This is a genomic window from Bombella sp. ESL0380 (genome assembly GCF_009725805.1).
GTDB lineage: Bacteria > Pseudomonadota > Alphaproteobacteria > Acetobacterales > Acetobacteraceae > Bombella > Bombella apis.
On sequence record NZ_WNIH01000003.1, the window covers coordinates 51,918 to 70,162 of the forward strand.

General features: G+C 59.2%; 27 protein-coding genes. 6 read left to right on the forward strand and 21 right to left on the reverse strand.

Annotation, left to right across the window (positions count from 1 at the left end; all coding sequences use genetic code 11):
* Positions 1-51 precede the first annotated feature (51 nt).
* The 10 genes from GM608_RS01400 to GM608_RS01445 all read right to left on the reverse strand — a co-directional run bounded on the left by GM608_RS01400 (position 52) and on the right by GM608_RS01445 (position 7,145).
* Entirely contained in the window at positions 52-501 is a 450-nt protein-coding gene (locus GM608_RS01400; RefSeq protein ID WP_333644860.1) for a structural protein P5, read from the reverse strand.
* A gap of 5 nt (positions 502-506) precedes the next feature.
* Complete coding sequence (locus GM608_RS01405; RefSeq protein WP_043562083.1) at positions 507-806, reverse strand: hypothetical protein; 300 nt, start codon at positions 804-806, stop codon at positions 507-509.
* A 64-nt stretch (positions 807-870) separates the two neighbouring features.
* Positions 871-1,104: a hypothetical protein gene (locus tag GM608_RS01410; RefSeq protein WP_043562086.1), complete on the reverse strand. Its 234-nt coding sequence runs from the start codon at positions 1,102-1,104 to the stop codon at positions 871-873.
* Entirely contained in the window at positions 1,104-1,337 is a 234-nt protein-coding gene (locus GM608_RS01415) for a hypothetical protein (RefSeq protein ID WP_043562088.1), read from the reverse strand. Before GM608_RS01415 ends, GM608_RS01410 begins: the two co-directional genes overlap by 1 nt.
* Positions 1,338-1,345: 8 nt before the next feature.
* A complete protein-coding gene (locus GM608_RS01420) occupies positions 1,346-1,822 on the reverse strand; it encodes a hypothetical protein (RefSeq protein ID WP_086431776.1) in 477 nt (158 codons plus the stop codon).
* Positions 1,819-3,828: a right-handed parallel beta-helix repeat-containing protein gene (locus tag GM608_RS01425; protein WP_043562094.1), complete on the reverse strand. Its 2,010-nt coding sequence runs from the start codon at positions 3,826-3,828 to the stop codon at positions 1,819-1,821. The genes GM608_RS01420 and GM608_RS01425 overlap by 4 nt, the downstream gene beginning before the upstream one ends.
* A gap of 60 nt (positions 3,829-3,888) precedes the next feature.
* The gene (locus GM608_RS01430; RefSeq protein ID WP_081562641.1) at positions 3,889-4,992 is read right to left on the reverse strand and encodes a glycine-rich domain-containing protein; all 1,104 of its coding nucleotides are present in this window, start codon (positions 4,990-4,992) and stop codon (positions 3,889-3,891) included.
* A complete protein-coding gene (locus tag GM608_RS01435) occupies positions 4,989-5,585 on the reverse strand; it encodes a DUF2612 domain-containing protein (RefSeq protein ID WP_333644862.1) in 597 nt (198 codons plus the stop codon). The genes GM608_RS01430 and GM608_RS01435 overlap by 4 nt, the downstream gene beginning before the upstream one ends.
* Positions 5,582-6,808: a baseplate J/gp47 family protein gene (locus GM608_RS01440; RefSeq protein WP_333644863.1), complete on the reverse strand. Its 1,227-nt coding sequence runs from the start codon at positions 6,806-6,808 to the stop codon at positions 5,582-5,584. Before GM608_RS01440 ends, GM608_RS01435 begins: the two co-directional genes overlap by 4 nt.
* The gene (locus tag GM608_RS01445; protein WP_333644864.1) at positions 6,795-7,145 is read right to left on the reverse strand and encodes a hypothetical protein; all 351 of its coding nucleotides are present in this window, start codon (positions 7,143-7,145) and stop codon (positions 6,795-6,797) included. Before GM608_RS01445 ends, GM608_RS01440 begins: the two co-directional genes overlap by 14 nt.
* A gap of 46 nt (positions 7,146-7,191) precedes the next feature.
* Here GM608_RS01445 and GM608_RS01450 point away from each other — a divergent pair, with 46 nt between their 5' ends.
* The 6 genes from GM608_RS01450 (at position 7,192) to GM608_RS01475 (ending at position 11,218) form a co-directional block, all read left to right on the forward strand.
* Positions 7,192-7,761, forward strand: coding sequence for a hypothetical protein (locus GM608_RS01450; RefSeq protein ID WP_146046937.1), 570 nt, complete (start codon positions 7,192-7,194; stop codon positions 7,759-7,761).
* 175 nt (positions 7,762-7,936) lie between these two features.
* Positions 7,937-8,362: a hypothetical protein gene (locus GM608_RS01455; protein WP_146046938.1), complete on the forward strand. Its 426-nt coding sequence runs from the start codon at positions 7,937-7,939 to the stop codon at positions 8,360-8,362.
* 1,074 nt (positions 8,363-9,436) lie between these two features.
* Complete coding sequence (locus tag GM608_RS01460) at positions 9,437-9,772, forward strand: hypothetical protein (RefSeq protein ID WP_143539976.1); 336 nt, start codon at positions 9,437-9,439, stop codon at positions 9,770-9,772.
* Positions 9,773-9,894: 122 nt separating this feature from the next.
* Positions 9,895-10,263 (forward strand): hypothetical protein, encoded by a 369-nt coding sequence (locus tag GM608_RS01465; RefSeq protein ID WP_043562104.1) that lies wholly within the window; start codon positions 9,895-9,897, stop codon positions 10,261-10,263.
* A gap of 148 nt (positions 10,264-10,411) precedes the next feature.
* Positions 10,412-10,567: a hypothetical protein gene (locus GM608_RS01470; RefSeq protein WP_156878807.1), complete on the forward strand. Its 156-nt coding sequence runs from the start codon at positions 10,412-10,414 to the stop codon at positions 10,565-10,567.
* A 78-nt stretch (positions 10,568-10,645) separates the two neighbouring features.
* The gene (locus GM608_RS01475) at positions 10,646-11,218 is read left to right on the forward strand and encodes a hypothetical protein (RefSeq protein ID WP_043562106.1); all 573 of its coding nucleotides are present in this window, start codon (positions 10,646-10,648) and stop codon (positions 11,216-11,218) included.
* A gap of 4 nt (positions 11,219-11,222) precedes the next feature.
* On the opposite strand, the gene GM608_RS01480 is transcribed toward GM608_RS01475, so the two are convergent.
* From GM608_RS01480 to GM608_RS01530, 11 genes are read right to left on the reverse strand one after another with little or no spacing between them, the layout of a single operon-like run.
* The gene (locus GM608_RS01480) at positions 11,223-11,876 is read right to left on the reverse strand and encodes a Gp138 family membrane-puncturing spike protein (RefSeq protein ID WP_043562108.1); all 654 of its coding nucleotides are present in this window, start codon (positions 11,874-11,876) and stop codon (positions 11,223-11,225) included.
* 54 nt (positions 11,877-11,930) lie between these two features.
* Positions 11,931-12,950, reverse strand: coding sequence for a hypothetical protein (locus GM608_RS01485; RefSeq protein WP_333644865.1), 1,020 nt, complete (start codon positions 12,948-12,950; stop codon positions 11,931-11,933).
* Positions 12,947-13,246: a phage baseplate plug protein gene (locus GM608_RS01490; protein WP_086431785.1), complete on the reverse strand. Its 300-nt coding sequence runs from the start codon at positions 13,244-13,246 to the stop codon at positions 12,947-12,949. Before GM608_RS01490 ends, GM608_RS01485 begins: the two co-directional genes overlap by 4 nt.
* On the reverse strand, positions 13,243-13,941 hold the full coding sequence (locus GM608_RS01495) for a hypothetical protein (RefSeq protein ID WP_086431786.1): 699 nt from the start codon (positions 13,939-13,941) through the stop codon (positions 13,243-13,245). The genes GM608_RS01490 and GM608_RS01495 overlap by 4 nt, the downstream gene beginning before the upstream one ends.
* A gap of 21 nt (positions 13,942-13,962) precedes the next feature.
* Positions 13,963-14,970 carry a hypothetical protein gene (locus GM608_RS01500; protein ID WP_333644866.1) on the reverse strand — a complete coding sequence of 336 codons (1,008 nt, stop codon included), beginning with the start codon at positions 14,968-14,970 and terminating at the stop codon, positions 13,963-13,965.
* Positions 14,957-15,079, reverse strand: coding sequence for a hypothetical protein (locus GM608_RS01505; RefSeq protein WP_268235067.1), 123 nt, complete (start codon positions 15,077-15,079; stop codon positions 14,957-14,959). The genes GM608_RS01500 and GM608_RS01505 overlap by 14 nt, the downstream gene beginning before the upstream one ends.
* A gap of 14 nt (positions 15,080-15,093) precedes the next feature.
* Positions 15,094-15,558 carry a phage tail assembly chaperone gene (locus GM608_RS01510; RefSeq protein ID WP_333644868.1) on the reverse strand — a complete coding sequence of 155 codons (465 nt, stop codon included), beginning with the start codon at positions 15,556-15,558 and terminating at the stop codon, positions 15,094-15,096.
* 11 nt (positions 15,559-15,569) lie between these two features.
* The gene (locus GM608_RS01515; protein WP_081562632.1) at positions 15,570-16,013 is read right to left on the reverse strand and encodes a phage tail fiber protein; all 444 of its coding nucleotides are present in this window, start codon (positions 16,011-16,013) and stop codon (positions 15,570-15,572) included.
* A gap of 3 nt (positions 16,014-16,016) precedes the next feature.
* Entirely contained in the window at positions 16,017-17,186 is a 1,170-nt protein-coding gene (locus GM608_RS01520) for a DUF3383 family protein (RefSeq protein ID WP_248630319.1), read from the reverse strand.
* Positions 17,187-17,216: 30 nt separating this feature from the next.
* On the reverse strand, positions 17,217-17,798 hold the full coding sequence (locus GM608_RS01525) for an LIC_12616 family protein (protein WP_277129044.1): 582 nt from the start codon (positions 17,796-17,798) through the stop codon (positions 17,217-17,219).
* A complete protein-coding gene (locus GM608_RS01530) occupies positions 17,744-18,133 on the reverse strand; it encodes a hypothetical protein (RefSeq protein ID WP_043562126.1) in 390 nt (129 codons plus the stop codon). The genes GM608_RS01525 and GM608_RS01530 overlap by 55 nt, the downstream gene beginning before the upstream one ends.
* Positions 18,134-18,245 lie beyond the last annotated feature (112 nt).

Here is an 18,245-nt window from a genome sequence, read left to right on the forward strand (position 1 = left end):
GCCGCAGAGAGGCGGTCATGGGATTGATGTATGATGAGATGGAAGCGTCAGTCAGGTCGCTGGGGTCTGCCGGAGGGCAGGGAGGGCTGCTGCGACCTGGGCCACCAGCCGTCCATAAGGGTTCTGGCCATTTTCGTAGTGGATGATGGCCTCCATCAGGCTGGCAAGCAGGGTGGCCGTAGGCGGGCCGAGGACTGTATCTGGCGTCACGCCAAGGGCCTGCGCAACAGTATCAATGTAGCGTCGGGTATCGTTCTCGGCCGGAGGGGCCCATTGGCTGATGATGCAGGCGACGGTATCCAGCCTGTCCCGTACCATGTAACGGCAGAGCTGGTCCCGCAAGGCCATCAGGCCAGCTTCTGATGTGGAGAAGTGGGCAAAGCGGGGCGTGATGCCTGGCTCCGCAGGCTCCAGCATTGCGCCGGACTGATGGGCGAAGTTGAGGTTGCCCGGATTGTTGTTGCGGATGCCACGGGGTGGCCGGGTGGGTGTCTGGGGCATGGTCATCAGCCTCCGAAGAAATGGGGGTAGAGCGTGTGGATGAGTTGATAGAGCCCCACGGCGACTGCTCCGCCAACCGCACCGCCGCCTGTGATGGCGGCTGTAACAGTGCGTGACCGTAATGAATTACTCTCCCGTATCTGTTCGCTCAGGGAGGCAATGCCAGCATGAAGTTCCAGCGCCAGATTATCGATCTTGTTGCTGAGCTTTGTGAGGTCTTCATCATGACGGGCCTGTACTGCCTCCAGGGCGGCAATCCGCTCGTTGAGAGGGGTGATCCTGTCAGGAAGGTGTGTGGGCATCATGGGAGCAGTTCCATAAAAAAAAACCGCCTTGGCGGGCGGTCAATGTGGGGTGAGAGCGTGGTGGTCAGCTACAGATTTTTTGAATTTCATGGCGTTCATTTCCATAATCCAGAAGGAAGAGGGGCGTTTCCTTCAGGTCAGGATGGAGATGGAGCTCTCTGGCGACAGCCCGCTCTTCTTCTGGCGAATAATGGACAAGCGCCGGGCAAAGGGGACGAAAGGGAGGCTGGTTGCAGCCTGCCAGCAGGCACAAGGCCAGCCCTGCCAGTAGTCCCGCAGGCGGTGGAGCGGGGGCCATCAGAATTGTCCCTTTTCCAGTGTGTCCAGCAGCTGGGTGCGGGTCCGCAGGCCGTTGGTACGGGCTTCGAGCATGGTGCGGGCGGCCTTGCTTGTGGCCTGGGCTGTTGCCGCGTCCTGCTGGCTGGACCGGACCCGTGCGCTGTTGCGTCCAGCCCTGTTGGCATAGGCAATCAGCCCTCCCAGAAAGGCCAGCATGGTGAGGAGAAAACAGCCTGCAAAATAGGGATTCATGGGGGCTCTCAATCTGTTGGTCTGGCGGGTAACGTGGGGAGGGACGTTGGTGTGTCAGAACCATCCAGGATGGCTCTCAGTGTGCTGACACAGGCCCGCATTTTGGGGCCGAAGGTTTCGCCCATGGCGGCAGTCATGGCTGCCTGTTGCTGAACCTGCAGCATCATGGCGGCGGCCTGGTCCCGCAGGGTGGTGGAGGGTGTTTTTCCCTGTGTGATGCCCCCCTTGGAGAGAACTGGATTTACAACAGGGCGGGCGTTCCAGTCTTCATCCGTGACATGCAGGCGGATGGCCCGGCTTCCCGCAGGCATGTGCGGTGTGACCTGCTGGAGCAGCTCTTCTTCCGTCAGGCTGTGGGCGGTTATGGTGCCATCGGCCTGTTTCCTGTCCTGCGTGAGGGGAATGATGGTCCAGCCACGGATGGGGACAGGCTCCATGGCGGCTCCTTCATCAATTATGGCGAAATAGGCCATGTTCTGGGTCATGACGAAAGCTCTCCAATGGCCATGACAGTAATGTCATCGGCCGGATCAATATTGGCACCTCCCAGTCCGACCCAGAATTTTCCAACCGTGAAGCCGGTGCGGTCCGGTGGGGAGAGGGTTGAGGGGCCACCAACAATCATGTTGGTTCCGTTATGGAATGGCGGAACCATTACCGACACGGTGTCGCTGGTGAAGGATTGCGGAAAGGTGACCCTGTCTCCATGGGCTGCCTTTATGGTGAAAACCTGCATCATGAGCGGTGCGCCGGATGGGCTGCGTATGTTCAGTAGGACGTGGCCGTTCGGTGTGGTGATGGCCCCGTTCAGCGAGAGGGAAAAGACCCGGAAGATGTTGCCCTTGTTCAGGACAATATCGCCGGAAACGGCTCCCGTGGTCTGGTTCCGTGCTGTCTGGAGGAAGAGGCCCGTATCATCGGTCGTGGCACCGATCTGCCTGCTCAGTGTACGGCCATCATAGTCATAATGGCCTGATGCCACGATGTTGCTGCTTCGGGGGAGGGTATCCAGCAGTCCGCCCATGCCATCTGGCTGGCTGATGAAAGCTGTATCAGTCTGCCATGCCAGAGCCAGTAGGGGGCCGGCCATTGGTCCGGCTGCTACATTGCCGCTGATGAGGCCAGCAGCACCGACCGTTCCGCCAAGGCCTGTACGGAGCGGGCCGGAGGTACCGGCCGTGTTGGCAAATATGTTGTTGCGGATGATGGCGCCAGTGGGCCTGTTGAGATAGATGGCCGTTCCCGGATTGGCAGTGGAGCCGATATCCTCAAAATGATTGCCTTCAATTTCGACAAACTGGCAGCTGTCTGAGACATAGGCGGCATAGACCGGGTTGCCCGTTCTGGCGGTTGATCCATCACGGGATACAAGGTTGTTGCGGACCTGTACGCCATGAGCCGCCACGATGCCGATGGATCCGCCCCCGTTGCGTCCGTGCGTATTGTTGTTGGAGAGGATGTTTCCCGTAATGAGGATGTTCCGCTGGATCAGCCCGTCTGCACTTTTCTGGTCTGTCGTCGTGATGCCAATGCCCCCGTCGGCATTGTCGTGGACATGATTGTTGGCGATCAGGATGTTCTCGTTGGCGGGCTGGTCGGAACTGTCGGCATAGACGCCGATCCCGTCATGGTTGCCGGAGACCGTATTACCTGTGGCCCCGCAGCGGCGGCAGCCCATGTAGAAGACGAAACCGCCATCGGTGTGACCGGTTGATAGGCTGTCCGTGAACCAGCAGTTGTCAGCCGACCAGATGAACTGGGGGCTGTTGCCGCCATCCAGCAGTGTGACGTTGGTAATGAGGCTGTTGCTGATGAACCCCAGAGAAAGCGGCCAGTTGAAGGTGTTGCGGATCGTGATTCCGGAAATCAGCAGATTGTCGATCCGTGTTGGAAATGAAGGCATATCAGGCGTATTGTCTGTATGGCTCAGCGTGTTGGCGCATATGCCGCCACTTACGGCGGTCTGTCCCCCCTGCTGGCCGGACCGGTTTCCGTCAATGATTCCCTGTCCCGTGATGGAAATCCGCTCCAGAGACTGGCCGGGGGCATAGATGTCCAGACAGTTCGTGTTGCTGTCTGGCGCCAGGGTGATGATACCATCCAGGACGAGATGCGTATCCGGGCGGGTGATGCGGAGCGTTCCAAGCATGACGGACAGCCCGGCAGGGTGCACCAGCCGGAAGGTGCCTGCACAGTCATTGATGGCGGCCTGATAGGCGGCACTGTTGGCGGCTGTGTGCTGGCCGTCAGGGTCGTGGGTGACACCGTAGCTGGTCACCAGTTTTTCCGGGAAGCGGGCCAGAACATCCCGGACTTTTTCTCCTGCAAGGGTACTGTCACCATCAATGGTCAGCCCCGCTGCCTGGCCGTTGATGGCGTCAATCTTGCCGCCAATTTCCCTGGCAACGGTTGTGGAGGGGACAATGTCTGTCGGGTTTCCCGTTGCCGTGTAGGAGCGCCAGGCAGGAACCCTGTTTGCTGGTTGTGTCATGGTTTCCTCATGCTGGTTTCATTGCGCCGCCTGCGGGCGGTCCCAAAGGCTGGATGACGCTCAGACCAGCCAGCGATAGCGGATCAGGCCGTTGCCTCCTGTGCCGCCAGAAAAGAGTGTGTTTTTGGAGAAGGCATCATAGGCTCCACCTCCTCCCGCACCGAAGGAGGAGGCATCCAGTCCTCCCTGTGCACCGGCCCGTCCACCGCCCCCGAAAGCAGAGTCGCCTCCGTTGCCAACAAGAATGAACGGGCCGTTCTGCCCGTCTGACCCTGGGGCACCGGTCTGCATGAGGATGTTTCCTCCATGTGCGGAACCGCCAGGGGCCCCAGCACTGGAGGCCTTTGCCTGCCATGAGGCTCCTCTGCCGCCACCTGCCGTCATGACGGCAGTTCCGTTGATGAACAGTACGGTATCGCCGCCAGGCTGTTCTGTGGTGCCCCCCCGACCGACCCTGACGGACAGGGTATCGGCAGGAGAGATGGAGAAGATACCCTCTGCATAGGCGCCAGCTCCACCGCCACCGCCTGAAGAATTGGTGTTGGAGAATTCGCCCCATGCCTGGCAGTTGGCACCTCCCCCTCCTGCCCCCAGTGCCACGACATGAAGGCGTGTGGCCCATGCTGGGGGAGCGGGCATTGATCCGTCCTGATAGAGTGCGGCGAACAGGAGATTGGCTGAGGCTCCATCAAGACGGCTGAGCCTGCTGTCCAGACGGTCGGAGAGGGCCCCCAGTGTGTGCTGGAGTGCCTCATCATTGCCGATGCGCCGCCAGTATGTTCCGTCAGGGTCGGTTGCGGGGTTGGTCATGTTGCCGTCCTGCTGGCTGATGAGCAGAATGGTCGGGTCCGTGGTGGATCGCAGAACAGCTCCCAGCGGGTAGCCTCCGACATCATGGGCGAATGACGCATCGAATGTCATCGTGGTGCCTGCACACCATGCCCGTGCGATGGATGAGAGGGCAAACAGGATGCCGTTCATGTCCCGGCCATCTGGTGGTGTGCCCCCAGCCCCCGTAGGCTGAAAGGTCAGCGCAGGGAAACCCAGCATGAAAGAGGCCGCCCCTGCATCACTGCTCTGGAGAGGGATGTCACGCCGATAGGCCAGACCTGCATTCTGGGCAAAAGGAACGGTAATTTTCTCTGGAAGGTCGGAAGTCTTCATAGAATGTCATTCCCGAAATCATTTTTGGCAGGGGGGATGAAGGTGTAGCGGTACTGCACGCCAGAGGGGCGGGGCAGCACACCGGACGCGATGATGGAAACGTCAATGGCTGTGGGGCGGAAGGAGAAAACGAGCATCATGGTGTGGTCGCTCGTATCGGCCAGGTAGCAGTTGCCACGGTTGCCGAAGAGGATCATGAGGATGCGGTTGATGTCAGCGATGGACCCGGCAGAAATGTTTGCTGCTGCCTTGGCTAGGATCAGCTGGCGGTAGTTTTCGTCTGTCAGGCGGTAATTGGCTGTTGCTCTACGCCCGGAATACCAGATGCCTTCACCAAAGGTTCTGGAGGTCGGATAGCCTTGTGCAAATCCCCAATAGCCTGTCGTGTCAATGCGTAGAACCCGCCCGACCCCAACAATCCTCCCCCACACGTCCAGCCCCCAGCCTTTGGCCGTGGCCGGGTTCCAGACATCATGCAGGAAGGTCTCGATAGACCTTTGCGGGTCCACCGCCGCATTGAAGCGCTCGAGGATGCCGGTGAGGGCAGGGCTGTTGGCATACTGGGCGAGGATGGTCTCCCGTATGTCGATCATGCCACCACCTGCACGCTGATCGTGTCCGCCGTCACCGTGGGAAGCTGGTTGATCGGCAGTGTGAGCCTGTTCTGGCCCGCATTGCCATCAGTGCCGATGGACAGGGTGAGCACCTCTGCCCAGTCCCCCAGCCCGTCCACCACGGCAGAAAGGCGGGAGGCATAGACGGTTCTGCCCAGCCGGATGCGGTTGGCCCCCGTTGTCAGATACGCCACGATGGCCTGCTGGATGAGCTGCGCCGCATTGGATGGCACGGCATCCGAGGCCGCAATCTCCATGACCACATGGACAGCAACCGGCGTCGGCCTGTCATAGCGGAACGAGTATGATGGCTGGTTGCCCGCATAAACAGGGTTGGTGTCCTGCACCGTGACGATCTGGGTGCCAACGGTGGGGATGCCCGGGGGCTTCTTGTGCAGGATGGCCTGGCCGATGTCCTGCGGGTTGCCCCCTTCCACCAGAATGTACTGCGCCCCCGCCGGGATGGTCACGCCCTGCTGCACTGTCGGAGCCTGTGCCGGATTGTCCGTCACATAAGCATCCGTCACGCCGGGCAGCTCCAGCAGTGCCCCCATGAGGGAAGCGTTCTGCCCGATGCTGTTGGCCGCCACGCTGGCCTGCCTGCGGGCTTCAAAGTCGGTGCGGCTTTCGGCATCAGCGCCCGTGGCGCCGGGGGCAGGATTGGTGAGGGATGCCAGCCCCAGCCCCGCCTGATAGAGCGTCAGGCTGCTGGCGGGACAGCTCACGGCCCCTGCAGTCTGGCAGGAGAGGTCGAGGCTGGCCGTGGCGGACTGGGGGAGCGTGATGGCCTGCGGGGCCACATAGAGGCTGCCATCCGTTCCCTGCGCCACGACCGTACCGGCGGCGATGTTCTGGCCGGGGGCGTTCACGCTGGCCTGCACCGTGACGGTCGTTGCCGTAGCCGGCCGACGTTCCATGAAGTAGATGCGCCCTATGGCCTCCTGCATCCGCCCGGAAGAAGAGGCCGGGTCCACGCCATTGAATATGGCGATCATCGCCCCCAGAAAGTCGCCAAGGATGGCGGTCTCGGAAAGGGCGATCTGCCCTTGTGGAGTGGAAAGGGCCGTGTTGGCCCCACCGCCCAGGGCGGCGTTCATGTCGGCCAGAACCCCGGCAAGGATGTCCTGCTCGGAAGGGGCGGTGAAGCCCGCATCGGTGAGGATGGGGGCCGGGACGTTGGTCGTGGCGTCAGAACTGGGCATGGTCCGTGCTCCCATCGCTGAAGGTTACGAGAATGACGCCGGTGAGCTGGCGTTCCTTGGTGGGATTGGCGAGGTGGCAGGTGGCCGCCGCCACGCCGGGGACAGACGTGGCGGCATCCTCGATCTCCGAAGAATAGAAGGAGAGGTCCACGTCCGAGCGGAGGATGTCCGTGTCGTAGGGGATGCCCTGCCCGGTGTCGTAGAGCACCTCGCCCAGCCATGTGCGGGCGGCAGAGCATACGTCCTGAAGGATGGCCGCCTTGTCCGCCAGCACGACCAGATTGCCCGTGCTGTCCAGTGTCAGGTCCCAGTCAGGGGTGAGGGAGAGGGTTTTCATGGGGCATCCTGTGGAGTAGCGTTCTACGGAATAGGGAGGATGTGAGATGAAGAAACTTCTGTTTGCTGCCGCTGCTGTATGGGCATTGGCAGGGGGCAAAGCGTGCGCCGATGATCGCTATATAACCGCAGGGGTTGTTACTGGAGTATGGCGAGCAATCCACGATGTTGCTGGCGCGCCGGAGTTGGAATTTTCTTCTGGGCGTGAGTTCGTGTTGACGGCATTTTGGGTGCCTCCCCAAACACGCTCATCACCGCAAAAGGCGGGAGCGACTTTAATTATTCCGGGACAATATTTTGATTGTTCTGAGAAGGCTGTTACGCTCAGTTTCTCGAATGGAGACTCTTTGCCTCTTGAAGGAAGAGGGGATTGCCTTCCCAAGTCCTCCGTAGACACGTCTAGGGGAACTGTTTTAGCAACAAAAATGGGGGAAGATTCCCAAAAAGATGTTGCGGCCAAGTTTGCCACGGGTGCTTATCCAGTAAGTGTAATTTATGGCAATCAGCAGATAATTCTGCACGGAAGCGGGTTCGAAGCAGCTGCTTCGCAGTATAGGAATGATATAGACCCATTACTTAATCCTGATTTTTATGATAAATTCGGGATTTCGCCGTAATTTTTGACTGTTGCGGAGATTAGGCAGACTACAGCGTTCTCGTGAGTTTACTCAGGCGCGATTGTCTTCCTACTGCCCTGATTGGCCCCAGTAGGGGGTGTTATTTGTTGGCATGGGTCTTCCCCTTTATTGTTCTGATGCCTTAGATGGACGAATGACCTTACGGGAGTTGACCATGAAACACTTTCTTCTCATCACCGCCGCTATCATCGGGCTGTCCGGCGTGGCTTGGGCAGATAATGGGCTTACTCTTGCTCAGAGGAATGAGCGGCAGATGGAAGCCAACAGGAAAGTAATTGATTCTTTGTGTGCGCCTCATTGCAGCCGTCCAGTCATAGAGCCATCCCAAAGCGATTGGGATGCTGTTTCAAATCGCATGGCTGCGGAAACAGAGATCCATTTGCGTCAACTCGGCATGTCCCCTGATGTCGCCCGTAAGGCTGCATGGGCAACGCAACACAAGCCCTATAGCGCATGTTCTCACTATGTGGCCCAGCTTACAGCTGATTATGACAGAGGATTGTCTCGTAGAGATTATGATGAGGACCTCATCATTTCTATCGAGCGCTCAGGGACATGCGAGAAGAAGAACCTCGACTGACTATTTAACGGCGATTTGCTGTCCTGCGCTAGTCAACTGGCAGTCCACAAAGGTGTGCCAGTTGCCGCCCGGTATCTCGGCAGTGACCTCGTGAGTAATGCTGTAGGGCAGCCACAGGCCATTCCATGGGGCTGAGGCGATGCGCTGTCCCTGCTGGTTCAGGCCGTTTTCGCCGGCCACCCACCCGGCAGGAGTGTACTCTTTTACCACCTTCACGGGCTGATAGTAGGAGATGTCTGGCCGCAGAAGGCAGGAAAAGGAAATCCCGGCCCTGTGAAGCTCCTGTCTCCATGGTGTTGTGACTATTCTCTACGTCGTTGTAAATATCATTTAGTAGGTGGCCTGGTGATAGGAAAAATGCGCTGTTTTGGTTCCCCTTATATTTGGCGAAAAGAGTAATGACTGATATTGTCTTGACTGGATCATTCTAATATTTCCCAGAGAAGATTGCAGTATTCCGCGAGAGTGTTTTTGTTTAATTTGGCGTCAACCATGATTGAAGTACTTTTTCAGTTAGAGGTTAGGGAGGTTGTGCGGGTTGTGGACACATGGGGTTACCTGTGCCGAAACGATCCTCCTTCTGATCCAGCAGGTATTGGAGGCAGAAAAAGAGGAGTAGTTACGTGGAGGAGATCATGAAGAAATTAGGCGTTGCTTTTGTTCTGGCTTCTGGGCTTTTGGATACTCTCTTTCGGCGAGAGCTGAGGAGAATGAGGATCAGGTCAACCAGTTGATGCAATCCATGACGGCTCAAGACTTCCTGAAAGTTCTGGACCAGTTCTACGGGAAGTAAAGAGGTAAGGGGGAGGAAGCAAAAAGCTCCTTCCTTACTGCCGACATGCCATCTTTCATCTGTTGCCTGGATGAACTGGTCCAGCCCGTTGTGCGGCTCTCTTTTTCTTTTTTGGAAAAACCGATCACCACAGGTTTGTGGTAGAAGCAGGCTCTTCCACAGGTCCGTTGAGTGTGGTTTTCATATGTGGCCCTGATGGATCAGGATGTGGTTGTCAGAGTCGGTGGCTGCACCCGGTAGGGTGGGTGCTGTCAATTTCAGGAATGAACAGGATTATGGGCATGAAACATCTGGTGCTGTGCGCCGTGTTCGCACTGGCTCTGCCCGGTGTGGCACGGGCGGAGGCTGTGTATCTGAAAAATGAGGATGGGTCTTTCGCCATAGACCCTCCAAAACTGTACGAATTTCTTCACAAGGCTTATTCCAGCAAGCGGGTGGCGGATAATGCCTATGATGTGCTCATCAACAAACGGCGGGGCAATTGCTACGATGCTGTCGTCCATGTGCTCAGATATTTTGATGATGGGCCAGGAAATGTGCCGAAATATTGTTACAGGCCGGATCTGGCCAGTGATGATGCCGTTACGGACGAGCCGCAGGGCCTGAGAGCGCCCTGAAAGCAACACCCGGCCAGAAAATTGTCTGATTGCCAGCGCATGGGGTGAAACCACATTGGAGAGGTTGTCAGGATGCGCTATTTTCTCCGTAGCCTATGGGGCGTAATGCAGGAATCCTGTCCATGAAACACGTTCTTTTTGTAATTGCAGCCGTTTCTGTCTGGGGCGGAGTAGCCCGTGCGGATGCATTGAGTCACATGCCCGAAACCAGAGGCACCCTCTCTCAGGCGCTGCATAGTGCCAAGGTGCAGGCGCATCAGGGGGTGAATCATCAGGAGCAGCGGACGGATGAGGAGAATTTGCGCCGCATCGGCCTTTCCGCCGAGACGGTGAGGGATGGTCTCTGGGCCGTATCACACCGCCCCCATTCGCCCTGTGCCCAGTATATCCGTCAGCTGACAGCCGATGCAAAGGGCAGTTCGGCGGCCCTGTTGCAGAGTGACCAGCGGCTTGTCACTTACGTCGAGAATTCTGGAATCTGCGAACGCTAACCGGCTGGAGCAGTGGTTTCTCTGCAAGGCAGTCGTGCAGTGATAGAGGGACCGTGCGCTTGATCGACCGTTCCTGATGGTTCAGTGCTGGGCTGCGCCCTGCTGGAAAAGAGGGCGTCCGATAGTGAATGACTGGAAAGGGAGTATCGTGTCCGAGAAGGAAGAACCGGCTGCAAACCCTGTGAAGGCAGTACACGACGTGATCAGGAACATGCCAGCTGAGGAACGTGAAAAGGCTCATGAGCGCCATCATGAAGTGCTCGATGAAGTCTCCAGTGATGAATCCGAAACTGTAACTGACTGAAATCTGTTACGGGCGACATGGGCAGGCGGGCCTGTTCCGTCCTGCCCCCGCCCCTGTATCGTGAGGGAAAGGAAAGTGATGATGCGGACGACACTGTGCATGACAGGCCTGAGTCTGATGCTGCTGGCGGGCAGTCTGACAGATGCCCGGGCCCAGACCCCGCTGGATGTGGCGCAGGATGGAACGGTGACAACAAGCGGTCTGGCCGCTCTTGGTGTATCTCCCAATGGGGGGCAGCGCTTGGGGCAGACCGGTAAATGGCAGATGCTGGAGCTGGACCACACGCTTACGGCTCTTCTGGCAGAAAATGATGTCATGTTGTCTGCATCGCCACGTCGGGGTGGTGATGTCTTTCTCATGTTCGTCCTGAAGAATCATGAGATTCACCAGCCAGAACTGGAGGTCCGTTTCTCCAACGGATACGAGGTGAAAGGCTTCCATTATACAGGCATCATCAACCGGGGCACGCAATGGGGATGTTATGTCTCCGAAGCTGAGGGGCACGCCCTGTTTGATGCCCTGGCAGGCAGTACGTCTGTCAGCATGTCCTGGGCAGGGGGCGCAGCCCACATCGATTTCGATCACGGGGATGAGTTCGTCCGCACACTGGCCGAGACAGCCTGGCGTGGAAATATGCCGTTTCCGAAATGATATTTCATTGCGGGGGAGCGCTTGTGCCCGGACCGGTCTGCACGCCGCCGTGAGTATGCTGTTTTAGCGAGATGCCACCCGCCTGAACGTCGCCGGATGTGACAATATCGCAGGTGGCTTCAATGCGGCTGGCTTTCAGGGTGAGGGGCCCTTGTGCGTCTATGGTGACGGATCCCGGCGTCACGATCCGCCAGCCCTGATCCGTTGCCTGTATGAACTGGTCTGGCCCTTCATTGAGGAAGCCGCCCACATATACGCAGTCCTGCATGGAGAACTGTCGGAACGAGGCCGGAGGTGAGGGCTGTCGGGTCGTGATGGCATGGGTGTGGTCCCGCCCTGATATGATGATGAAGCCAATATCTCCCGGTTTGGGATCGATGATGAAGGCGGAACGGCCGCCTTGCAAACGCAGGTAAGGAACATTGTGGATGAGGTCATGTGGCAGGGTGCGGGAGAGCGCATCCTGCTGCTGTACCATGGGACGGACCGTGACCTTGCCTGTAATGGCAGCGGCCTCGGTCGTGACTGTTTCTACCTGTACCAGCATGGAAGGGCCGATCTGGTTGATGTGGCTGGCAATGAGTGAATCCAGTGCACCTTTCAGGCTGTTTTTGCCCGCATTGGAGCGCAGGAGATAGGGCGTGGCTGTAGCAGGCATGCTGTGATCCTTCAGGCCGTTCTGGAGGTGGTTGTTCAGGAAGGTGGCGGCCCGTCATCGTCTGCCAAGGGTCGTACGGATGCATTCCATATGTGTATGCCAGGCTCCATGTGAGGTCTCGGTACTGATGTCGTGCCAGACAAAGGTGGCCAGCCACAGGCCGTTCCAAGGTGGGGTGCCGGTTGTGCATGTTCCGGTGACGGGTGCAAAGGTGCTTTCCAGAGCCAGTGGACGCCAGAAGGTGATGTCTGGCCGGAGGAGGGTTGTCAGGGATATGCCGGAACTGCTGTATCGGGGATAGCCGATCATCCCCGTTGCGGCTGAGATGACAGGAACTGTTGATTCCTGCCCTGCTGGCGGGATGCCGGTAAAGGTCGGCCCCCATACTTCAAGGAGCCCCCTGTAGGGAATGGCCCCCTGGTTGCTTTCCATCATGGGGATGAAAGGTGAGAGATTGAAGGTGCCTTTCGTCGCCGTCAGGATGGCCTGTATCTGCTCAAGAGCCGTTCCCCATCTGTAATGGTTTGTCAGGCTGGCATGGCGTTCCCAGCCACCATGATCCAGCAGCTGGAAGCCTGCTTCTTTGCAGATATCTGCCATCAGGGTGATGACGTCCTGCGGTCCGGCATAGCCTTTGGCCTGTGGCAGGATGGACGCTGGAATGGTGCTGGTCATGGCATGGATATGGAAGGGACTGTCCAGATCATCATAATCCGTCTGGGCACTGTCGACTGTTCCAGTGAACAGGTTTGTCAGCGGGCTCCCTTCATCACTGGCCTGTATGGTGATGAAAGTCTGGCCAGCAGTGATTGTGTTGAGGTTGTCTGGTGCAGGATGGTCGGGAAGGATGGAAAGGCTGTCTCTGTCTATCTGGGAGAGCCCCCTGATGGTGAGGTCAGCTTCGGAACCGGTGGTGAATCCCGCATGTCTTATGGTGGCCTGTATTGCATGTCCCTCGCCAACCGTGAAGCTGTCCAGGCCTCCGTTCAGCCCGGGTATGAAGAATGTGACGGTTATCTGTTTGCGGGCAAAGCTGTGTGTCGTGGTGGCATTGGGATATGTGATGGCTGTCATGATGTATCATCTTCGTAATGAAGCAGGAATCGGGACCCCAGACCTGAAAATGTGGGATCATCAGCCCCTTGTGTGTCGGTGAAGTACAGGCGGCCTGGCAGCAGGCTGGCAGGGTTGCGGATGATGTTGGTCCCGTTCTGGCAGACAATGCCACGGAGAAGGGCTTCGGTACCGACGGTCAGGTCCATGTATAGCCCGGTGGAAAGCTGTCTCAGCCAGATGTGGCATTGCAGCCCGGCAATGGGGCAGGTCATGCTCTGGGCTGCTGTTGGCTGGAGCGGAACCGTGTAGATCATGTCCGTTTCTCCGGCTGAAGGGTGACGGGGCCTGCATTGCGGGTTTGCGCACCCTGTGGGTGGCGGCTTCCCGTCCAGCGGGACGTGTTTCCCTGTCGGACTTCCTGAATGGTGATGTTGGCCGTTATGATGTCAACGCCGCTGTCGACCGTGCGGGTGAAGGTGTAACCGGTGATGTTGGCATTGGGGTAGATGCCCTCTGGCGTGGCGACGAAATAGAGGTTTGTGTCCTTTACGAGCCGGGAAAGCGTTTCCAGAAAATCTTTCCGCACCGTGTCAGACCCCACACCAAGGGTGCTGCGTATGAAGTCTGGCAGCAGGTTTTCACCAAGGGAGCCTGTTTCCGACCCGTCACAGACCATGCGGATCATGGCCCGGTAGGGCAGGAATACCTTGTTGTAGCTCGTGAAGGTACCGTTTTCCTGTGGGGCGGAGCAGATGTTGGCCTGTTCATCCAGTCGCAGGGAATCGACATGGGCGGCGGAGAGGACACGTCTTGGCGCCTGGCCTGACAGGAAACTGGATGGGCCGCCAGCTGATCGGTTGAAACCGGACGATGTGAGGGAACTGAACTGGTCAGCCGTCGGGCGGCGGAAGATGCCCCATTGGCGGGCGGCACGCTGTACGGCCCAGTTTCCCAGCGTTTCACCACCGGTGGCGGAGGCTGACGCCCGGAGAGATGTCAGGATGGACATGAGGACTGCTCCAGAAAGAGATTATCCGGTCTGGGTGAGGGTCTGGCGGGCAAGGGCTTTTATGGTGCTGGCTTCCACGGCACGGGCAATGTCTTGCGGTCTGTCATGACCTGCCGTCACGGTGATGTTGATGGTCGGGCTGTGCGTGGTCGTGTTGTGGGTCGTGAGAGGGTGCGGTCGTGCTGCGGTTTCGACATGCCGGGCAAGGTGGGCAAGAGCTGGCCCTGCACCGGGAGTGGGCCTGCCCGGAATGGCGGGGGAACGGGAACCCGGTGCTGCAGGAAGCATCCGTGAGAGTGTCTGATCCGTACGGGCAAGGGTCAGGGACAGGCGATGCAGCCGCTCCTGGTCCTGCTGCGGCGTGGGTGAGACGTTCAGTTCCCGTGAGGCCGTGCCGGTCAGGTATGGGATGGACATGGCAGGCAGGAGCCTGCCCGGCTGGCGAGGAGGGGGTGTCTTCTGGCGTCCGGTTTCATCATGGGGTGAGGAGAGGCCTTCAGGAGCATGAAGGTTCAGGATGCTGCGGGCCGTCATCATGGCTGAAAAACCTTGCAGGAGGGGGCCGGGGTCCGCTCCCTCCCGTGTCGTATCAACCTGTCGTGCCTGGAGGTGAAGGACACGCTCCAGAGCCTGCTCTGCATTGTGGAGGGTTGGCTCCACGTCCTTCAGGGCCTGTCGGGCGGCAGGGGTGGACTGGGCCAGCAGGGTGGACCAGTCCCGCACGGTCTGTACCGCCGAGGGAGGCATGGGCTGGGGTGAAGGGGCTTTCGCTTCGGGAGTTGTGGCATCGCTCTGGCGGGCCGGTGGCTCCGGCATTGGCATCATGGCGGGCAGAGGGCGTGCCATGACAGGGACATCTGTTCCGTCTGTGTCCTGCTGTTTCAGACCAGTGAGTGATCGCCCCCCGGTGAAAAGGGCCAGTGCCCCCATGACATTCCGCCGGAAGGCTGCCGTGCCCTGTTTCAGGGGGAGATGGGTCGGGGGACGTATCAGGTCCGACTGGGCAATGAGTGTATCAAGAATGGCCATTCATGCGCTCCACGGCCGCAATTTCCCAGAGAAGCCACATGTCTTCGCTGTCATAGAGGGTTTTCAGCTCATGCAGTGTGGCCAGCCCCGCCCCGATGACAAAGGCCATCGGACTGGAGAGATTCACGCAGCGGGCGGGAGGTCCCCGTCCGGCTGTGTCTCCCTCAAGATGGCGATGAGGGGGTATATCTGGTAAATTGCGGCCTTGAAAAAATCCACGTTCAGCCGGAAGGCCTCTGCCCGCAAGGCAGGCAACGTGTTGGGGTCCGTTATGTCCGCCTCGATGAGCGGGGCAGGCTCAAGGGCCCGGTTCGTGGGGTCCCGGCGGATTGTCACACAGTCCAGAAGGCCGGAGAAAGCCCGGTCACAGTCTTCATCGCTCATGTGCCCGAACAGGGCCATGCTCTGGCCGGAGAGACCGGCAATGCCGCTGTGCAGGGCCTCTCGTGGGGTGTTGGCTCCGGCACGGGCCAGGGCACGGACGACATGCCGTGCCCAGCGGTCCGCCGTGAAGGCCGACATGCGGGAAATGACAAAACATTTGCCTGCATCAGGGCCTTTGGCAGGGGTCCATTCGATGGTTTTCATGGTGGGGTGCCTTACAGCCCTGCCGGGAGGACATTTTCCCATGTGATGTTTACGGTCCGGTTGCCCAGCGTTGTATCCCCCGCCGGAACGGGGTCATAATCCGTCAGGCAGCCATTGGTGAAGGTGAAACGCTGTCCCAGCCCATGCAGCAGAAGCTCGCCGTTCAGTTCATAGACTGTCCGGGCCTGCCGGGAGGCCGTGGCGATGGCATCGAAGACGGGAAGGGAGCGTGATCCGGCAGAGAAATGCAGGGCCATGTGATAGGCCGAAGGGACAAATCCCTTGTTGAGACGGCCATCAATGGAGAGGCTCGTCGTGGCCAGCTTCAGCTTCTGGGAGCCACTCCAGCCATGGTCGGTTGCCCAGTTCTCCAGCGTGATGGGCGCATTGAACAGGGTCTTGACCGTGAGGGTGAAAACGGCGTCAGCCGAGGTGATGAGCGCAGTGCGGGACATGACTTACTGGACCTCGATGGATGCAAGATGAATGGACTGGACGGACTGGCCATCCGTGTACCAGAAGCGGCACGGGGGACTTCTGCGGGCGGCCCGGATGTCGGCTGCGGCGGTGGAGGCATTGGGCTGGAAGTACCAGCCCCGGCTCTGCACCGTGTCGCTGATGGTGGTTCCGGCAGCCTGGTCGATCTGCTGTTTCTGAAGGGATGTCAGCTGGATTCCGGGGCGGATGGCCCCGAAGCGCAGGGCCTGGTTGATGGTGTCCTGCACGCTTGCCGAGATCAGCCCATCCCCGATGCTGTCATACGGAATCTGCCCGGTCTGGAGCAGAAGCGTGGTCAGGGCGGACTGGAAGGACGCATTGAGCCATATCTGGTTGATGTAGCTGTCCGCCCAGAGGAAAGCCCCCGAGACATGCCCGTCCTCCAGCCACTGGAAGCGGCCCAGCCCGTTGGCATAGGCCCCGTAGAAATTGTAGCCATTGGCCCGGAGGGTGGCGGCTGTCGTGGCATCGGTCACGCTGGGGGTGAGCAGCCCGCTGCGGCGAAAGCAGAGCGTGGTGCGCCCGTCCGTTGCGCTGAAATCGAGCGAGGCCAGCCAGCCGAGACAGAAGGCGGCAGCTAGAGGGTCCTGATAGATCAGGGTGGTGCCATCAATGTTCCGGTTCTGCAACCATGTGCCGAAGCTGGCACTGTTCTGCGGGTTGAGGGCCTGCTCGTCCGTGTCCCATGGGACATACCAGTAACGGTCCGTCGTGCCGGCCACCCATGTGGCGAAGGCCTGTTTCTGTGTCAGGGTGGGTTCCCATGTGGTGGTGAAGCCGGTGAAAGCCTGATTCTGGCTGGTGATGAGGTCCATCAGGCTGGCAGGATCGGCCTGGTGGGCCGGGTCCGCCATATGGATCAGCAGGGTGGGCGGTATCTGGGCTGCATCGTCATGGCTGGCGAAATAGACGGCGGCCATGCGGGCTTCCGGGCTGTTGGCGGGGAAGTCTTTCGTCACGTCTGCCAGGGAGCCGTAGGATTTCAGCTGACCTGTACCGAGAGCGGCTGAATCCGAAGGGGTTGTGATGAGCAGCCCGTTCATGAAAGGAACGCCACTGGCTGTGCCGAGTGTGACGGGATTGATGCTGACAGTCTGGGCAAGAGGGATGGTGCCGGTCAGGGAGGCCATGATGGAGTGTCCTTGTCTGTGAAAAAGGAATCAGTGGTCGGCAGATGGGAGGGGAGTGGCCAGGGTGGCTTCCACCATGGAGGCCATGCCGAGGGCTGTGGCCGTCTCGGCCGGGCGTTTCAGGGTGGTCATGATGACGAGACGCAGTGTCAGGGTGGCGGAGGCCTCATACTGCTGTTCCGCACTGGTGAAGTCCTGCTGCGTGAGGGGCCCGGTGTCTATGGGGGCCATGTCAGGCCGTCTGTGGCGGAACCACGCCACGGTCCGCCGGTCCCGCCACAGGGTGCTGACACCGCCCAGAACCGTCAGGGATTCAGGCCCACGGGCGGTGAGCCGGATGGACAGTTCCACGGGCTGGGAGATGGTGACGCCTTCTTCATCATGGTCATGGCTGTTGGTGGCGAGCGGACGGCGTGTGGTTGGCTGCATGACGAGATGGCTGCCTGAAGGCATGGGCAGACGGTTCTGCTGGCCCTGGAAGAGGCCCCAGCCTTCAGGCAGAATTTCTGCTTTCAGCCAGTCTCCCAGCATCTGCATGACCGTGCTGTCTGTCGGGGTCAGCTGGAACTCTGCCGGCATGGAATCTGGCGGGTGACGATCAGGCGGCACCATTCATTGGCTCCCCATTGTTCGAGTATTTTCGTGACCAGCCATTCCGATCCTTCAAACAGGAGGCTGTCGCCCCCGCTCTGCAGAGGGCGACTGAGAGTATGGGCGCTGCCTTGCAGAAAGACGGTGCGGCTTTCTCCCTGCTGGGCGATGTCGCCAATGAGCTGGAGGAGAGTGGCCGGGGCGGGCTGGATGTCGATCAGCACAGGGATGTCCTCATGAAGCGGGGTCGTGCTGTAATCGGCGGCAATCTGGCTGCCTGTCATGCGGCGGAGAATGGCAGGCTGAAGCGGGTTGATGGTGGTTGTCACGCTGCTGGCGAGAGAGAAGAGATTCATGCTGTCTGGCCTTCCATCAGGTGGTGAAACCGGTCAGGCGGGACTGGATTGACGAAAGCGCATGACTGCGCCACTTTACGGCCAGTTCTGGCTGGTTGCGGATGCGTGTTCA

Coding starts and splice junctions, on each gene's coding strand:
- GM608_RS01425 (WP_043562094.1), bottom strand. CDS start 3,828: ATGACACAACCAGCAAACAGGGTTCCTGCCTGGCGCTCCTACACGGCA.
- GM608_RS01400 (WP_333644860.1), bottom strand. CDS start 501: ATGCCCCAGACACCCACCCGGCCACCCCGTGGCATCCGCAACAACAAT.
- GM608_RS01445 (WP_333644864.1), bottom strand. CDS start 7,145: ATGAAAACCCTCTCCCTCACCCCTGACTGGGACCTGACACTGGACAGC.
- GM608_RS01510 (WP_333644868.1), bottom strand. CDS start 15,558: ATGAAAACCATCGAATGGACCCCTGCCAAAGGCCCTGATGCAGGCAAA.
- GM608_RS01530 (WP_043562126.1), bottom strand. CDS start 18,133: ATGAATCTCTTCTCTCTCGCCAGCAGCGTGACAACCACCATCAACCCG.
- GM608_RS01420 (WP_086431776.1), bottom strand. CDS start 1,822: ATGACCCAGAACATGGCCTATTTCGCCATAATTGATGAAGGAGCCGCC.
- GM608_RS01505 (WP_268235067.1), bottom strand. CDS start 15,079: ATGGCCTTTGTCATCGGGGCGGGGCTGGCCACACTGCATGAGCTGAAA.
- GM608_RS01525 (WP_277129044.1), bottom strand. CDS start 17,798: ATGGTGCCGCCTGATCGTCACCCGCCAGATTCCATGCCGGCAGAGTTC.
- GM608_RS01480 (WP_043562108.1), bottom strand. CDS start 11,876: ATGCCTGCTACAGCCACGCCCTATCTCCTGCGCTCCAATGCGGGCAAA.
- GM608_RS01440 (WP_333644863.1), bottom strand. CDS start 6,808: ATGCCCAGTTCTGACGCCACGACCAACGTCCCGGCCCCCATCCTCACC.
- GM608_RS01515 (WP_081562632.1), bottom strand. CDS start 16,013: ATGTCCCGCACTGCGCTCATCACCTCGGCTGACGCCGTTTTCACCCTC.
- GM608_RS01490 (WP_086431785.1), bottom strand. CDS start 13,246: ATGATCTACACGGTTCCGCTCCAGCCAACAGCAGCCCAGAGCATGACC.
- GM608_RS01455 (WP_146046938.1), top strand. CDS start 7,937: ATGAAACACTTTCTTCTCATCACCGCCGCTATCATCGGGCTGTCCGGC.
- GM608_RS01465 (WP_043562104.1), top strand. CDS start 9,895: ATGAAACACGTTCTTTTTGTAATTGCAGCCGTTTCTGTCTGGGGCGGA.
- GM608_RS01460 (WP_143539976.1), top strand. CDS start 9,437: ATGAAACATCTGGTGCTGTGCGCCGTGTTCGCACTGGCTCTGCCCGGT.
- GM608_RS01495 (WP_086431786.1), bottom strand. CDS start 13,941: ATGTCCATCCTGACATCTCTCCGGGCGTCAGCCTCCGCCACCGGTGGT.
- GM608_RS01485 (WP_333644865.1), bottom strand. CDS start 12,950: ATGACAGCCATCACATATCCCAATGCCACCACGACACACAGCTTTGCC.
- GM608_RS01435 (WP_333644862.1), bottom strand. CDS start 5,585: ATGATCGACATACGGGAGACCATCCTCGCCCAGTATGCCAACAGCCCT.
- GM608_RS01500 (WP_333644866.1), bottom strand. CDS start 14,970: ATGGCCATTCTTGATACACTCATTGCCCAGTCGGACCTGATACGTCCC.
- GM608_RS01430 (WP_081562641.1), bottom strand. CDS start 4,992: ATGAAGACTTCCGACCTTCCAGAGAAAATTACCGTTCCTTTTGCCCAG.
- GM608_RS01520 (WP_248630319.1), bottom strand. CDS start 17,186: ATGGCCTCCCTGACCGGCACCATCCCTCTTGCCCAGACTGTCAGCATC.
- GM608_RS01450 (WP_146046937.1), top strand. CDS start 7,192: ATGAAGAAACTTCTGTTTGCTGCCGCTGCTGTATGGGCATTGGCAGGG.
- GM608_RS01475 (WP_043562106.1), top strand. CDS start 10,646: ATGATGCGGACGACACTGTGCATGACAGGCCTGAGTCTGATGCTGCTG.
- GM608_RS01405 (WP_043562083.1), bottom strand. CDS start 806: ATGATGCCCACACACCTTCCTGACAGGATCACCCCTCTCAACGAGCGG.
- GM608_RS01415 (WP_043562088.1), bottom strand. CDS start 1,337: ATGAATCCCTATTTTGCAGGCTGTTTTCTCCTCACCATGCTGGCCTTT.
- GM608_RS01410 (WP_043562086.1), bottom strand. CDS start 1,104: ATGGCCCCCGCTCCACCGCCTGCGGGACTACTGGCAGGGCTGGCCTTG.